This is a genomic window from Trichodesmium erythraeum IMS101 (genome assembly GCF_000014265.1).
Classification (GTDB): domain Bacteria; phylum Cyanobacteriota; class Cyanobacteriia; order Cyanobacteriales; family Microcoleaceae; genus Trichodesmium; species Trichodesmium erythraeum.
Genome location: NC_008312.1, coordinates 1,082,769 through 1,099,648 on the forward strand (window position 1 = coordinate 1,082,769; position 16,880 = coordinate 1,099,648).

General features: G+C 36.0%; 7 protein-coding genes. 4 read left to right on the forward strand and 3 right to left on the reverse strand.

Going from position 1 to position 16,880, the window contains the following annotated elements; all coding sequences use genetic code 11:
- The first annotated feature begins 193 nt into the window (after positions 1-193).
- Both TERY_RS03150 and TERY_RS03155 read left to right on the forward strand, forming a co-directional pair.
- Positions 194-3,586: a response regulator gene (locus TERY_RS03150; protein ID WP_011610494.1), complete on the forward strand. Its 3,393-nt coding sequence runs from the start codon at positions 194-196 to the stop codon at positions 3,584-3,586.
- 313 nt (positions 3,587-3,899) lie between these two features.
- Positions 3,900-4,094, forward strand: coding sequence for a hypothetical protein (locus tag TERY_RS03155; RefSeq protein WP_011610495.1), 195 nt, complete (start codon positions 3,900-3,902; stop codon positions 4,092-4,094).
- A 119-nt stretch (positions 4,095-4,213) separates the two neighbouring features.
- Here TERY_RS03155 and acnB read toward each other — a convergent pair whose 3' ends face one another.
- Positions 4,214-6,823 (reverse strand): bifunctional aconitate hydratase 2/2-methylisocitrate dehydratase, encoded by a 2,610-nt coding sequence (gene acnB, locus TERY_RS03160; protein ID WP_011610496.1) that lies wholly within the window; start codon positions 6,821-6,823, stop codon positions 4,214-4,216.
- Positions 6,824-8,277: 1,454 nt separating this feature from the next.
- Here acnB and TERY_RS03165 point away from each other — a divergent pair.
- Positions 8,278-10,878, forward strand: coding sequence for an EAL domain-containing protein (locus tag TERY_RS03165; protein ID WP_011610497.1), 2,601 nt, complete (start codon positions 8,278-8,280; stop codon positions 10,876-10,878).
- 427 nt (positions 10,879-11,305) lie between these two features.
- Here TERY_RS03165 and TERY_RS24690 read toward each other — a convergent pair whose 3' ends face one another.
- Entirely contained in the window at positions 11,306-13,981 is a 2,676-nt protein-coding gene (locus tag TERY_RS24690) for an FG-GAP-like repeat-containing protein (RefSeq protein ID WP_011610498.1), read from the reverse strand.
- A gap of 127 nt (positions 13,982-14,108) precedes the next feature.
- Here TERY_RS24690 and TERY_RS03175 point away from each other — a divergent pair, with 127 nt between their 5' ends.
- Positions 14,109-14,843 (forward strand): diacylglycerol/polyprenol kinase family protein, encoded by a 735-nt coding sequence (locus tag TERY_RS03175; protein WP_011610499.1) that lies wholly within the window; start codon positions 14,109-14,111, stop codon positions 14,841-14,843.
- A 680-nt stretch (positions 14,844-15,523) separates the two neighbouring features.
- Here the strand turns inward: TERY_RS03175 and TERY_RS03180 are convergent.
- Positions 15,524-16,096 (reverse strand): RNA-guided endonuclease TnpB family protein, encoded by a 573-nt coding sequence (locus tag TERY_RS03180; RefSeq protein WP_011610500.1) that lies wholly within the window; start codon positions 16,094-16,096, stop codon positions 15,524-15,526.
- Between the last annotated feature and the right edge of the window lie 784 nt (positions 16,097-16,880).

Sequence of the window (16,880 nt, forward strand, 5' to 3'; positions counted from 1 at the left end):
AGTACAAAGATTTTATTATTAATTAATAATTAATTACTACCTCTCCTTATTATCCTTAATTGTATTCTAAAAGATAGTTTTTAGGTTCGTTATCCTATTATTCTCTACAAATCAAAATAGTGTATAATTTAAGATTAGTGCGTAAGTTTTGTAAAAAAACAGAAAAATTGGATATTATTCAGGATTACTTTCCGTGGCAAAAAAATCTCTCAAGCAATTAAATAAGAAAACCAACTTTTTAGAAGAAATACCTTTAACATACTTCTTAGTTATTCCTTTCCTCTTGCAGCTTTTGATTGTAGTCGGATTAACGGGATGGTTATCTTTTCGCAATGGACAGAAAGCTATCAATGCCCTAGCTAGTAAATTGCGTAAACAAGTTGCTATTCATATCGTTCGAGAAGTAGATAACTATTTACAAATCCCTCATCAGATTAATCAATTAACTGCTTATGCTATTAACGAAGATAATCTGAGCATATTTCCAGTCCGAGGTCAAGGTCTTTTTTGGCTACAAATGAATTTGTTTAAGTCAATTCAATGGATTTATTGTGGTAGTCCTGAAAAAGGTGAATATATGGGAGTAACAAGACTACCTCAAAAAAGTGAATATATGGGAGAACAAAGGTTAGGAAAAAATGATATGTTGTGGCTGGCTTTTAGTAATGAATTAACTAATTTTTTCCGTTATGAATATGCTCTAGATAGCCAAGGTAATATGACAAATTTAGTTATACAAGGCTCTAAAAAATTTGATTCTCGAAATCGTCCCTGGTATCAAGCAGGTGAATCTGCAGGTAAAGCGACATGGAGTGAAATTTACAAAGACTTTGCCACTGGAAAGCTTACAATTACTGCTACTTTGCCAGTATATGATCGCGAAAACAATCTCAAAGTAATATGTGGTGTTGATATTTTCTTCTCTGAAGAACTAAGTCTATTTCTCAAAACTATAGAAATTGGTGATACTGGAGAAGCTTTTATTTTAAATAACAAAGGTATTCTCATAGCAAGTTCTGTAGTAGAAGACAAAGATAAATTAGGCTTTCAAAAAGCCATAGATAGTAATAATCAACTAATAAAATCAGCAACACAATATTTGATAGAACAATACAAAAACCTCAGTCAAATTGAGACGACAAAAAAACTTAATTTTATTCAAGATGGTGAAAAAATATTTATGCAAGTTTCACCTTATAAGGATAAACATGGTCTTCATTGGTTGACAGTAGTAGTCATCCCAGAAAATGAATTTATGGCACAAATAAACGAAAATACTAAATCAACTATTCGATTATGTATTTTAGCTTTGGCAATAGCTTCAGGTTTAGGGCTATTAATAGTGAATTGGATCACTAAATCAATTAAAAAATTATCAACAGCAGCTTACGCAATTTCTCATGGAGAAATTAATCAAAATGTATCAATTCAAGGATTCAAAGAGTTGGTGATTTTAGCTGAATCTTTTAATAAAATGACAAAAGAGTTAGCAGAATCATTTAATCATCTAGAAAGAAAAAATCAAGAGTTGCAACACTTAGACCAACTTAAAGATGAATTTTTAGCCAATACATCCCATGAACTGCGTACACCTCTAAATGGAATAATTGGCATAGCAGAATCCATGATGGATGGTGCTACCGGTAATATCTCCGAATTGCAAAACAAGAATCTATCAATGATTGTTGTTAGTGGACATCGTTTAGCCAACTTGGTCAATGATATTCTTGATTTTTCCAAACTACGTCACCACAGCATCAAACTAAAAATGTCTTCAGTAGGAATGCGAGAAGTTACTGAAGTAGTTCTCACCTTTTCTCGGATTATTTTAAAGGAGAAAGATGTACAGCTTATTAATGCTATTTCATCAGATTTACCACCTGTGGAAGCAGATGAAAATCGCATTCAGCAAATTATGCATAATTTGGTGGGAAATGCTATCAAATTTACGGAGGTCGGTGTAATAACGATTTCAGCAGAATTAATTGACCTTAAGAACAATCCAAAAATGGCAATTACTGTCTCTGACACTGGTATTGGTATCCCTGAAGATAAACATGAGGCAATTTTTGCATCTTTTGAACAAGGAGATGGATCTACAGAACGTCGATATGGTGGAACGGGTTTAGGTTTGCCAATAACCAAACAATTAGTTGAATTACACGGTGGTACTATTTCGGTAAAATCTAATCCTGGTGTTGGTTCAGAGTTTACTTTTACTCTGAATATTTCTAAAGAACCTGTGCATTCTTTCTCCCTTAAAAATGTTAATAATCTTATTGAAGGAGTAGAAACATCCGTAGATATTAACAAAAATGAAAATCATCTAATCCCGAATAATGGTAATTTCCATATTTTAGTTGTTGATGATGAACCGATAAATATTCAAGTTTTAAACAATTACCTCAAAGCCAATAATTATCAAGTTACCCAAGCATTAAGTGGAAAAGAAGCTTTGGCGGCTTTGGAGAATAATCATAATTTTGACTTAATTTTGCTAGATATAATGATGCCAAATATGACTGGTTATGAGGTATGCTCTCAAATTAGAGAAAAATATCCGGCCCAAAGTTTACCTGTGTTAATGTTAACAGCTAAAAATCAAATTGCTGATTTAGTTATGGGTTTCCAATTTGGTGCTAATGATTATTTAACTAAACCTTTTGCTAAAGATGAGTTATTAACCCGGATTCAAACTCATATTAAATTATCAAAAATCACTAAAGCTTACGAGCGTTTTGTTCCCCACGAATATGTTGAGTTACTCTCAAAAGAAAGCATTATTAATGTTAAACTAGGGGATCGAGTTAGTACTGAAATGGCAATTTTCTTTTCTGATATTCGCTCTTTTACGACTATATCTGAGCAGATGACTTCTCAAGAAACTTTTGCTTTTGTCAATGGTTATTTAAAGGAGGTTTGTCCAGAAATTCGCGATCGCAACGGTTTGATTATTAAATTTCTGGGAGATGGTATTATGGCAGTATTTCCAGATGGAGCTGATGATGCATTGGAGGCAGCTATTGCTCAACTCAAAAGATTACAGGAATATAATCAGTTTCTATTATCTACAGGTTGGATGCCTATAAAAATTGGAATTGGTATTCATTGGGGTCACATTATGGTAGGCATAGTTGGAGAAAAGGGTCGGATGTCAGGAGATGCATTTTCTAATAATGTGAATTTGACAGCTCGTTTGGAAGGTTTGACTAAGTTTTATGGTGTTTCTTTATTAATTTCTGAGTCAGCTTTTAACTATTTAAAAAATCCGCAGAAATATCAAATTAGGTTTTTAGACCGGGCATCTGTTAAGGGTATAGATGAACCGATTAATGTTTATGAAGTTCTTGATGGTGAAGTTGATGAGATACGAGAGTTAAAATTACAAACTCAGGTAGATTTTGCATTAGGTTTGGAGTCTTATCGTGTAGGAGAGTTAGTTGATGCTAAAGATTATTTTGAGAAAGTATTAGCCGTTAATTCTTCAGATAAAACAGCTCAACTTTATCTGGAAAGAATTGATGATTTAATGGTAACTGGTGTACCCAAAAATTGGAATGGGGTTTGGGCATTTACTCAGAAGTAATGGTATGATTTATCTTGGCACTAAAGCTTGGTCGAGAATTGCTTGGGAAATAGGCACTAAATCAGGAAACACGAAACAAATCCTTGAAATGCAATGGAAGAGTTCTTATTTAATTAAGCAATAAAAGAGTTTTTTTTACAGAAGAAAGATGAGTCAGATACATCTACATCAAATTTAAATATATTAAAAGTATATTGTCGGAATTGATAGAAAAGCTAAACAGCAGAATAAAACCTTATAAAAATATATTGAGATACTAATCAACTCCATCAGAAATTTTCAACTTACTGAACTATTAAAAACTCAAGTTTTAATGAAAATTGATACTATATGCGATAAAAATTTTTCTGTAATTAGGATAACTATTCCCCCTCAAACAAGTGTTTCTTTTATAGGTGAGAAAGTTTTTGTTAGAGAAAACTCCTCAAGGGTAGAAGTTGAAGGACCGAAATTACTTGCCGTTAGTGAATATTTTGTAAAATCACTAAAAAAAACTGCTCAAGCGTAGAAGTTGAAAGACAGAAATTACTTACTGTTGGTAAATACTTTCCCAAATTAACTCTTAAAGTATAGATGCTTTGTAAAAGAGTAGGGTGAGCGATCGCCCACCCTGATCTAGCAACTTACCTACTTAGCCACAACAACTGGCGTTTCCAAAATATCCTCAGTGTTAGGCATCTCGTCCAAACTGACCACTCGACCTTCGTCCTCAAAACCAGCAATTTGATCGAAATTCAAATACCGATACAAATCACCCGCAAAGGGATCTACTTTCTCCTTCATAATATCCAAATACTCATCCACACTAGGTATTCGCCCTAACAGCGCACACACCGCCGCTAATTCTGCAGAACCCAAATACACACGAGCACCTTTACCCATACGGTTATTAAAATTCCTGGTCGAAGTCGAAAACACTGTCACCCCGTTTTTAACCCGTGCCTGATTTCCCATACACAAAGAACATCCTGGCATTTCCATCCGCGCACCAGCAGCAGCAAAGACACCGTATATTCCTTCCTCCCGTAACTGTTTCTCATCCATGCGAGTAGGTGGACATATCCACAATACACCCTTAACTCGTCCTGCACCTTCCAATACTTTCGCAGCAGCGCGATAGTGACCAATATTTGTCATGCAAGAACCGATAAATACTTCATCAATTTTATCCCCCGCACATTCGGACATCAATTTAATATTATCGGGGTCATTGGGTGCCGCCACAATAGGTTCCTTGATCTCATTCAAATCTACTTCAATAATTTCTGCATACTCCGCATTCGCATCTGCTGACATCAACTTTGGATTTGCCAACCATTGCTCCATCTTAGAAACCCGACGCATAATTGTTCGTGTATCCTGATAACCCCGTGCTACCATATTCTTTAACAAAGTAACATTAGAACGCAAATACTCAGAAATTGTCTCCGCACCCAACTTAATTGTGGAACCAGCACAGGAACGTTCCGCCGTCGCATCCGTTAATTCAAATGCCTGCTCAACCTTCAAATATGGCAAACCTTCCATTTCCATAATTCGTCCGGAAAAGACATTTTTCTTGTTCTCCAGAGCTACAGTCAACAACCCTTTTTGAATCGCTACATAGGGAATAGCATTCACAATATCTCGTAGTGTTACCCCTGGTTGTAACTCACCCTTAAATCTCACCAAAACAGATTCTGGCATATCCAATGGCATCAAACCTAGAGCGGCTGCAAATGCTACCAAACCAGAACCCGCAGGGAAAGAAATTCCCAGAGGAAAACGGGTATGAGAATCACCTCCTGTTCCCACTGTATCCGGTAACAACATTCGGTTTAACCAAGAATGAATAATTCCATCTCCAGGACGCAACGCTACCCCACCCCGAGCAGAAAAGAAATCTGGTAATTCTTTATGAGTGTTAATATCAACTGGTTTGGGATAGGCAGCAGTATGACAAAAACTCTGCATAACTAAATCAGCGCTGAAACCAAGGCAAGCAAGTTCTTTCATTTCGTCCCTGGTCATTGGTCCTGTAGTATCCTGAGAACCCACTGTTGTCATCAATGGCTCGCAAGCAGTACCGGGTCGAATGCCTGCTAAACCACAAGCTTTACCTACCATTTTCTGTGCCAAGGTGAAACCTTTACCTGTGTCTGTTGGTAGTTGGGGACGAGTAAATACAGAACTGGTTTCTAACCCTAGAATATTACGAGTTTTGTCAGTCAGAGTACGCCCAATTAATAGAGGTATCCGCCCTCCGGCTCTAACTTCGTCTAACATAGTTTCTGGTTTTAGGGTAAAGGTGGAAATTATTTCTCCTGCTTCGTTGATAATTTCTCCTTTGTAGGGATAGATAGTTATGACCATGCCTGTCTCCATTTTTGTGACATCGCATTCGATCGGTAGTGCGCCGGAGTCTTCTGCAGTGTTGAAGAAAATAGGAGCAATTTTACCTCCCAGAATATAACCACCAGAACGTTTATTGGGAATGAAAGGAATATCTTCCCCAATATGCCACAGCATGGAGTTACAGGCAGATTTACGGGATGAACCTGTACCCACAATATCTCCAACATAAGCTACTGGATGACCTTTTTGCTTTAATTGCGCAATTGTCTTTAACCCTTCTGGCATTTTTGACTCTAGCATTGCTAATGCGTGAAGAGGAATGTCGGGACGAGTCGTGGCGTGGGGAGCTGGTGAGAGATCGTCGGTGTTAGTTTCACCTGGGACTTTGAAGACGGTAACTGTTATCGCTTCTGGAAGTTGGGGCCGAGTCGTAAACCATTCTGCTGCTGCCCAAGAGTCTACTACTTTTTTGGCATAGGGGTTGGTTTCTCCTAATTTGATCACGTCATTGAAAGCGTCATATACTAGCAGAATTTTACTTAGGGCAGTAGCTGCTGTGCTGGCCAATTCAGAATTTTCCGATTTGAGTATGTCAATTAGAGATTGGACATTATAACCACCAACCATTGTTCCTAATAGTTCCACTGCATAGGTGGGGGTGATAAGAGGGGTGGTTATTTCTCCTTTAGCAATACCTGTGAGAAATCCTGCTTTGACATAGGCTGCTTCATCTACTCCTGGTGGTACACGCAAGCGTAGTAATGTCATTAACTTCTCTTCTGTTCCTATCGGTGGACTTTTCAGTAGTTCACATAGGTCTGATGTTTGTTCAGCATCTAGTGGTAAAGGTGGGATACCTAGGGTTGCTCGTTGTTGGATCTGATTGTTATAATTTTCTAACATTGTTATAGTGTCCTTCTACTTAACTCAACATTAATTTTACAGTTTTGATATTAATTTGAACTAGATTTTGATATAATATAAAAGTATGGAGTTTCTAAATCAAGGTATGGGAATAAAAATTGAATAATTTGAAATGTTTGTTATTTAATAATTGAGCAATGACCAAAAATACAAGTCCTATCCACCTATCATCAACCCCCACGGAATACTATATTTTTTTTACTTTTGTCTTTCAAAAAGATACGATTAACTATAATAATTGTATCTCAAGATTGAAAGATTGAAGCTGCTATAATGCAGGAGGAAAGAGGTACTTAATATTTATTTTACAGTAGTTGGAGCTATTTTCAAGAAGGTATGTGATCTTACTAAAGATTGAGGATGAATATATAAATTCTCAAACTAACTACAATTACTAGATATTTATAAATTATAGTTAAGATAAATACTAGTTAATATAGTGTTGTTGCATTATTACTTATCTATTCTAATTAGGACTTGCTCAATACATTTTATGGGTCAGGGTGGAAACTATTGAGAGAGAAAATATTGAAGTGGAGAGGCGCTGATAAATTGAAATTACAAAAGATATTGAAGTGGAGAGGCGCTGATAAATTGAAATTACAAAAGATATAGTCGGAAGTATTTCAATTTTTTGCCCTTAATAGCTCAAAATCATCAATTTTTTCGGTGGAACAACAAGCTTGTAGATTTTGTGCACAAAAACAAGTTATATCCTTTATTGGTAAATGGTTTGAGTTTTTTCAGCTAACCCTAATTATTTGAGCTCACAATAATGTAAAGAATATAGTTTGTATGCTTGCATAGATGTGTAATTAATTCTGTACCACTACTTACAAAATTAATTACATAAGTACAATAAGCCGATCTCTTATCCCCCACTAGCAATTTTGAATGATTGGGTATTGAAAGTTTCTGCACTTACTGAAGTATTACTTCCTGCTTGAAGAGGTACTCTCACCCTCAACTCCTCCTTCAGTCTTTGCTATCTGTCATCTGCTTCCCCAGCCAGAAAATAGTTGTCGACCCTCTGGCATTATCTCCGGTCACGGTACTCCTATGGGCCATAAAACATAAAATTAAACGTTGCTAATGCATGGCTATGATTAATATTTTTGGTAATTGCTAAACTATGGAATAACAAGTATTTCAGATTGTTAATTTTTTCTTTTCAGAACCTTTTGAGCTACCTTGAAAATTACATTAAGAACCTCTGACATATCGAAGCTAAGGGTTATTCCTCTAGTTTTTGCCGGGGCAATTAGAGGTTCTAACATTTGCCACTAGTAAGATGTTAGGTCTGTGCAAAAAAAAACTAGTATTTTTGATGATATATATTACACTCTATAGTTATGTTATAATAATATATATCTCTACATTGATCTTGTATAATTTTTTAGATATTCAAAATATTAATAAGATTTTAGTAAGCCATGGAAAAGATACAAAAAAAATCTGAAGAACTATGGGAAATTTTTACTAAGTTAATTCCAGCAGCAATATTGATTAGTCGTGCAGTTGATGGTATAATTATCTTCCACAATGAATTTTTGGGAGTAATTTTTGGCCTTTCTAATTATAACTTTATCGGTTTTCCAACATCTAATTTTTACTTTAGCCCTCAAGAATATGAGTTTTTGTTAGCAAACTTCTATGGAGAAGTTATGCTGCCGAATTCCAAAAAAAAACAGACATTTGATTGCGAGGTATACTTAAAAAAAATAGATGGCACACCATTTTGGGCTAAAGTATCAATGTCTTATATCAAATTCAATGGCGAAACTGCAATACTTTCTGTCTTGTCACCTTCGTTGGAAGATACACTTATTCAAAGATCACTGCAAAAAAAAGCTTTAATTTTTGAGTATCTCTACGATGGAGTAATTCTGACAGATACTCAGGGTAATATCGTTGACTGGAACTCAGCAGCAACCCGAATGTTTGGTTATAGTAAAACTGAGGTATTAGGGAAGAGTCCAGCTATTTTACACAAACCAGAAATAGCATCTGTGTTAACAAAGGAAATCATAGAAAGGATCAAAGTCAATGATAAGTGGATAGGAGAAATTAATTTTATTCGCAAAGATGGCAGTGAGGGTATATGTGAAACAACAGTTGTACCAATATTAGATCAACAGAATCAAATGGTTGGAAGTATAGGAGTTAATAGAGATATAACTCAACAAAAACGAGCGCAAGAGTTTGCACTCCAACAGGCAGAGGCAGCACTCAAAGAAAGTGAAGAACGTTACCACCGTTTGGTCAAGAACTCACCAGAAGCGATCGCTGTCAACTACATGGAAAAAATTGTCTATATAAATGCTGCTGGAGCTAAATTATTTGGGGCAAATTGCCCAGACGAAATCATTGGTCAATTACTTCGGAAATTCATTCCTTCAGAGCTTATAGAAACAGAAAAACAGCGACTGCAACAAGTTCAAGAACAAGGCATGGAAACACATTTACAAGAAGAAAAGTTGATTAAACTAAATGGAGAAATCATAGATGTAGAAATACTGGGAATACCTTATACTTATGATGGGAAAGCAGCAACACAGATAATTCTTAAAGATATCACCCACCGCAAAAAAACACAGGCTAAACTTGTTTATGATGCACTTCATGATACACTCACAGGTTTACCAAACCGAGCATTGTTTTTTGAACGATTAAAATTAGCATTATGTCGGTCTAGAAAACAACCAAACTATCAATTTAATGTGCTTTTTCTAGATTTAGATCGCTTTAAAGTTATTAATGATAGTTTAGGACATACTATTGGAGATAGGCTATTAATAGCGATCAGTAAGCGGCTACAAAACTGTATCAAAGCTTCAGATACTCTGGCCAGATTAGGAGGAGACGAATTCACGATCTTACTAGAGTCTCCATCTAATTTGCAAGATGCTACTAAAGTAGCTGGGAGAATTCATCAAGAACTTGTTAGACCAATTTACTTGGAAGGAAATGAAATATTTACTACAGCAAGTATTGGTATTGTTACTAACCGCAGAAATTTTATTGAGGATATTGATGAAAATCATCCCCTTATTTGTCCTATTTACAACAAGCCGGAAGATTTGCTGCGAGATGCAGACATTGCTATGTATCGAGCTAAGACTTTAGGGAAAGCAAGGCATGAGGTGTTTGATTTGACAATGCACAGGGAAGCTATCTCTTTATTACAACTGGAAAACGATCTACGACGGGCAATAGAAATAATTAAACAAAATCCGGTAAATTCTCAATTTATCTTAAATTACCAACCAATTATCTGTTTAAATACAGGTATAATTACTGGTTTTGAATCTTTGCTACGTTGGGCTCATCCTACCAGAGGCTTGATTTATCCAGGACAATTTATCCCTCTAGCAGAAGAAACAGGTTTAATTGTACCTTTAGGAATGTGGATATTGCGATCTGTTTGTCATCAGTTAACTACTTGGCAGCAAGAATGTAGTACTAAATATGATTCTGGTTGCTGTATGTATTCTAGTTGTCAATTTCCTACTGATAATTTTACCGTGAGTGTCAATCTTTCTAGTAAGCATCTTTCACAACCAAATTTATTGGAAGAAATTAACACAATTTTGGAAGAAACAAATTGTCAACCTAGTTATTTGGAACTGGAAATAACTGAAACTTTAATTATGGAAAATGTTAGTTTAGCAACTCAAATTTTGAATAAACTGAAAAATAAAAATATTAAATTATTAATTGATGATTTTGGTACAGGTTATTCATCATTAAGTTATCTACATCAATTCCCTATTGATAGTATTAAAATTGATAGGTCTTTTGTGAGTAGATTAGACTCGGATACAAGTGGTCAAACTTGTAAAATTGTGGGTGCTATTATTGGATTAGCTAATAATTTAGGTTTAGAAATAATTGCAGAAGGAATAGAAACTCGAACTCAAATGCAAAAACTTAAGAAACTTCAATGTAACAAAGGACAAGGATATTTATTCTCAAAACCATTGGAAGGTGAGGATGCAACTAAACTACTTCGTAATTTTAAGTTTCAAGTGTAATGTGTTTAAACTTTCAGGAAAGAAGAAGTAAGCATAAACTATACAGACAACATTCCTAAAGAAATGGAATAGGTAAATATAGCACGACACGCAGCTTAAAAATTAAAGTTCAAAAGTAATTATTTACTAAGTTTGAGTAATTAGAATGTCTGTGCTTTTTGCTTATACTATTATAATTGATGATTTATGTATTATTAAATATTTATAATTCGGGGTTCCTCAATATAAAAGCATCGACATAAAAATAAAAATTTTAGTCTTTTTATAGCTTTAAAAAAACACCTATTTTTTCATCATTTAATATCATTATACCAAAGACTTTAATGATCATCACTCACCCAAACATAATATTAAGGGTAGCTCTCCTACTTTAAAAAAAGACTTAGAGAACTCACCCTATAATTACACTACAGCTAACACACTTGTGCTACAATAAATCAACGCTGAGACGGTAGTTTGTGCGACTGCTGCCTTGGGGATATACCCGCAGAAAATAAGTGTCTGGGTCTAATATGGTACTAATACTTTCTGGCTTAACACCCTTATTTTTCGACTGGTTAATCAATTCTTGCTCACTACCATATAGATCAACATCAGCATTTTTTAACAGATCATCAAGAACCAACACAAAAGTACCTTCTTTATCTGTTTGGAAACGGAAATAGTCATTTGTATCCCGCTTTATTCCCTCAGTAAAACCAATTGTGTCACTCACAACCTGTTCCCCTGTGAGTATGTCTAAGTTGATCGCTGTCTCAAAACTATCTCCTGGTTGGTCTCCACCCCGATCATTATCTTTAATAAGACCAACTCCACGTTTATCTCTCAGTTTAGCATTTTTAGGTCTGCTAAGGTTGACTCTAAATTTCTCGTCGTCTTCGTTGAGAGTATCCCCCAGGATGGGAACTGTTATAGTCTTTTTCTTCTGGTTAGGTTTGAAAATGAGTTTGCCCTTGGTTTGTTGGTAGTCGGAACCTTTTTTGGCAGTCATGTCCGCGGTGGCGTAATTAACTTCAACTCTTTTCTTGACTTTGGTGTTGAGGGTGACATCGAATTTTAGTTGTTTTTTGCCCTGGTCCCCTTCAGTTATTTGAGCGTCGCCAATAGATAGCAGGGGCTGATTTTTATCGTCGTTGCGGATGGTGGCAATGCCGCGTTTATCTTTGATTTTCCCATTTTTGGGTTTGCTGAGGTTGAGCTGAAATTTTTCGTTTTTTTCGACTATAGTGTCGCCGAAGATAGGAACATTGATTTTCTTTTGGGTTTGACCAGGTTTGAATGTGAGAGTACCAGTGGTTTTCCGGTAATCTTTTCCGGCTTTGGCGCTACTATTAGCAGTTGCGTAGTTGACTTTGACTGTTTTATTGCTTGCGTCGTCGAGAGTGACAGTGAATTTAGCATTTTTCCTGCCTTTGTTGCCTTCAGTTATTCTGGTGTCAGAGATGGTAATGTTGGGGTCGGCGACTGCAATTTTGCTGGTATTAGTTAAGATGGAGATGGTATCAGCTTCACTGTTTGTTACAGCAATATCTTTTTTGCCATCATTATTAAAGTCTTCTACTACAACGATATTGGGCCCTTCTCCCACCCCAAAATTAATCGCAGGCTCGAAAAGTCCTTTCCCTTTTCCCAGTAATACGGAGATATTATCAGACCCTCTGTTTATGACAACAAGATCAAGTTGGCGATCGCCATTCAAATCTTCAATGGCAACATGTTCTGGTAGAGAACCTACTGGAAGGTTCGTGGGAAAAGCAAAAAATCCATTTCCTATACCCAACATTACCGAAACACCATCTGGATCTAATGTGGGTAAGACAAGATCGAGTTTCCCATCTCGGTTCAAGTCCTTCCCTGTTATACCATAAACTTTTCCTCCTGCCGGAAAACTAGTAGGCAAGCCAAAAGTACCATCTCCATTTCCTGGCAGGACAGCAACGGTAGCAGAGTCAACATTACTTACCATAATATCCGGGTTGCGGTCTCCATTGATATCTTTAATAACTACGCCCTCAGGCTTAGAGCCTCCTGTTGTAAAATTCGTAGCGCTCATAAAAGTACCATCCCCATTGCCCAACAATACAGAGACATCGTTAGAGTAATAATTAGGGGTAACGACATCCAGGTTGCCGTCTCGGTTTACGTCTGCTACCGCTAATTCTAATGGATTATCGCCTACAGCAAAATTGCTAGAACTGCTAAACTGACCTTTCCCATTTCCAAACAACACTGTCACGCTATCGTTCCTGAAATTTGCCGTCACGATATCCTGGTTGCCGTCTCGGTTCATATCTCCTACTGTAACGAGAGCGGGCACAACACCTTCTAATTTAGATAAGAATGCAGTTAACACTCCTCCTTTACCATCACCCAAAAAGATTGATATGCCATTTGCTACTCCAATGTTTGCTACTACAATATCCTGAAACCCATCTTGATTAAAATCTGCTGCTGCCATCCCTAGAGGTTGATCACCCGTTGGGAAAGTTTGAGTCTCAAAAGTCAAATCTGAATTAGCCTCCACTATAACCGTTCCATTTAAAATCTCCCTCCTATCATCCTCACCCCGCAACCGAGCAATTTCCCCCTCGCTCAACTCATCCCCATTCACCAACGCTGCCAAATACTCCCCCTCATCTCCTGGAGTATCTGTGAGATTTAACTTCCACTCAATAGAGTGTGCTATTTCCTCGGTAAGTACACCAACTAGATCAAACTCCCTTGTTTCACTCCCCACAACAGACAATGGCTCAACCAAACTATCCCCTAAATACACCTCACCAGTCAGAGGGTCAAAACCTCCTGCCGCACCATTCATCAGTGCTGCTGGCACAACATTTATCTGTGGCCAGTCCTCACCCTTTACCAAAGCATCAATAATAGTCCTTCCCAAATCAACATTTGTAGACTCCCCAAAGACACTCAACATATCCCTCTCAAAAGTCTCAGAACTAGCAAACTCAGCTAAATTGTTCCGAACCTCACTCCACCCCTCTTCAATTATCCCCATAGCCCCTAGTGGTTCCACAGAAACTTGGGCCATAAAATTGACATCTGGGACAGTAAAAGTGACATCTGGAAAAGTACACCCATCATCAATCATAAATTTCTTCCCATAGAGTTAAATATTAGAGATTAGTATAGTATATTATTCAAACATAATAATTCTATTGTATTAAGGACTTACAGTAAAGAAACCAGGAAAAAAACCTAGTTTCTGAAGTGCTCCTATGTACATCCTGTTATTATTAAATGCTATCCTTTTCAGCTTTCTTATAGTGTCTATCATCAGCACATTTCCCAATATTTGGCTCCAAGTTTTCCTCGTCGGTGGATGGTTAGGAATTATTTTAATCTTTGCCGAAGCACTGAACCGTTTTGCCAAAGTCGACCCAGAGATATCGCGAAAAGTCGTTCATATTGGCACAGGTAATGTAATTCTATTTGCTTGGTGGCTAGAAATTCCCCCCTGGATAGGCATTACTGCCGGAATTATCTCAGCAGCGATCGCCCTTATTTCCTACCGACTTCCCATCCTTCCCAGCGTTAACAGTGTAGGGCGCAAAAGCCTAGGAACATTTTTCTACGCAGTTAGTATTGGTATTCTCATCGGTTGGTTTTGGTCTATTCAACAACCTCAATATGCCGCCATAGGAATATTAACCATGGCTTGGGGTGATGGGTTCGCAGCTATCATTGGTCAAAACTTTGGCAAACATCCCTATCAAGTCTGGGGAATGAACAAAAGTTGGGAAGGCTCCCTAGGAATGTGTTTAGTTAGCTATACCGTTTGTAGTCTAATTTTATTAGCAGTGCAAGGCAACATTTGGCAAACCTGGATAGTTGCTATTCCAGTCGCCTTAGCTGCTACTGCTTTAGAGACCCTATCAAAAGTAGGTCTGGATAATTTGACCGTACCATTAGGTAGTGCTGCCCTTTGCTTTTTCCTCAATCAATTTTTTTAACTAGAATAGAGCCAAGACACCTTCCCGACCTCGCTCCAGGAAACAGCAGAGAACTCCTATGCATTAATCAAATAAACTCACATCAAATTTCATCCATTAATGCTATAATTAAATAAGACTTCATAAATTTAAATCATTAACACACTCTAGTCATAACTTATTTCCAGAATTTAATCTCACATTCATCTAGAGTAGGCTTTTCATATTTATAAACCACATCATCATAAGCAAAACCCAGTAGATACCTTATGCAAAGTCTCCACTGGGTTTACCATACCAGAAAATTGCTGTAAAATTTCATCAGCTCAAAACTTGAACAGTCTCAGTAACTTCAGGAAATTATGTAATATTTAAAGTTAGAAACTATTTGTGAAATATTGAAAATGAACTTGTATTAGGAGTCAGCGACAATACTTAAACAGACTAGAGAAATTTAAAGATTCTCATATAATAGTTTCCTATTCAAAAGTTAGTTTAGTTAATCAATTATGCAGAAAATCAACTCCAATATCTTTGAAATTTGTCTAAAACTTTGTCACTCTAAGTATTAGCTTTTCTCTACATCTACCATCAAGATTTTTTTGAGCTAATTAACCTTCAAACCAAGCAAAAAATTAAATTTTTTTACCAACTAATTTCAGAGCTTAAATATTTTCAAAATTAGTAACCTTAGCCAAAATTTAAACCCCAAAATCAACATCAATTAAATTATTAGACAATAGTAAATTTTTAACAGGAATTTCTACTACAAAAATAGCAAAGTAACAACCTGCATTATCTTTGATAATAGTGACAGAAGTAGGTATACTAGGCAATTCTCTTAACCCAACAACCTTAAAATTTCCTATCTTTGTTAGATATATTTGATCTTCAGCTATCTTATAGTTATATTTTAAAAATCTAGCAGTTTGTTCTGATTTTTTAGTTTTGAACGTAGGAGGTTTAACCTTAACACCTTTTTCTTTACTAGTACAACTATTAAAGAAACTTTGGTAAGCTTGATCTAAATCTTTAAGACATTGTTTTAATGGAGTATCTGCTACATCTTTTAACCAAGTTAATTCTTTTTTAGCTTGAGTTATAAACTGCTTACTTAAATCAGTATATGAAGGTTTCTTAACAGTATAAACATATAACTGATTACAATGAACTAAAGACTGATTCCAAACATATCTACAACAGCCAAATAATTTATTTAATTTAGCTATTTGCACAATATTAGGTTCTATAGGATATTTATATTTAGCTTTCAATATTTTTCACCACTAAAACTAAAGCAATATTATTATAGTCTTAGTTGCTATTTATCTTGACCCTTCCTTGCACAAAAGCGTAGGTCTTTATGCCAATATTTTGATAATTTAGTTAAGAAAAGACATACCCCAATGACTAGTTATTCCTTGATCATTATTGTCTTGATATTTTCCCCAACTATTAAACTCAGGAGAAGTTCAAAGCAGTCAAAGTCCTTAAGCGAGTGAGGTTTTAGACCCATTACACGCTCTGCGCTCCAAAGACTTCTGCACCCACCCCTATCCTAGCAGAGGAATATTAAGAATGGGTAAAGGCTATAGGGAATAGCTTACCCTTGCTTCCTTATCCGTTCTTGGTTTCGGACTACCCACCCGTAACTAAATTAACTAATAAACATTCAAATATCTAAACCAGTAAAACTTTATATAAATTTGAGCAAGCAAATGAAGAAGCTATAGCATATTAAAGAATTTGATCTAATTTTTCTATTTAAACCATTTCATATTATGTTATTTTTCTTTGCCGACAGATAGAGCATTGAAACATTTAATTAGTTTCGTCAAAAATTATAAGTTATTGACACCATCCCCAGGGCAAAAGCGTAGAGAAATAACCGAGCCTTAGAAACTCAGCGGGTTTACTTTTACAAGCTGTCGCTACTTTTGTAGTAGCCTTACACTTGCTTACCCGTCCGTTTTTTTCTAGTGAATACACAAAGAGCAACTAAAACTAACAATATAATAACTTATTGTATTAAAAAAAAATCCACTAAAAAATCTACTA

What these genes read in the sequence shown, in the direction of transcription:
- TERY_RS03155 (WP_011610495.1), top strand. Translation starts at nt 3,900, where the DNA reads ATGAAAATTGATACTATATGCGATAAAAATTTTTCTGTAATTAGGATA.
- acnB (WP_011610496.1), bottom strand. Translation starts at nt 6,823, where the DNA reads ATGTTAGAAAATTATAACAATCAGATCCAACAACGAGCAACCCTAGGT.
- TERY_RS03165 (WP_011610497.1), top strand. Translation starts at nt 8,278, where the DNA reads ATGGAAAAGATACAAAAAAAATCTGAAGAACTATGGGAAATTTTTACT.
- TERY_RS24690 (WP_011610498.1), bottom strand. Translation starts at nt 13,981, where the DNA reads ATGATTGATGATGGGTGTACTTTTCCAGATGTCACTTTTACTGTCCCA.
- TERY_RS03175 (WP_011610499.1), top strand. Translation starts at nt 14,109, where the DNA reads ATGTACATCCTGTTATTATTAAATGCTATCCTTTTCAGCTTTCTTATA.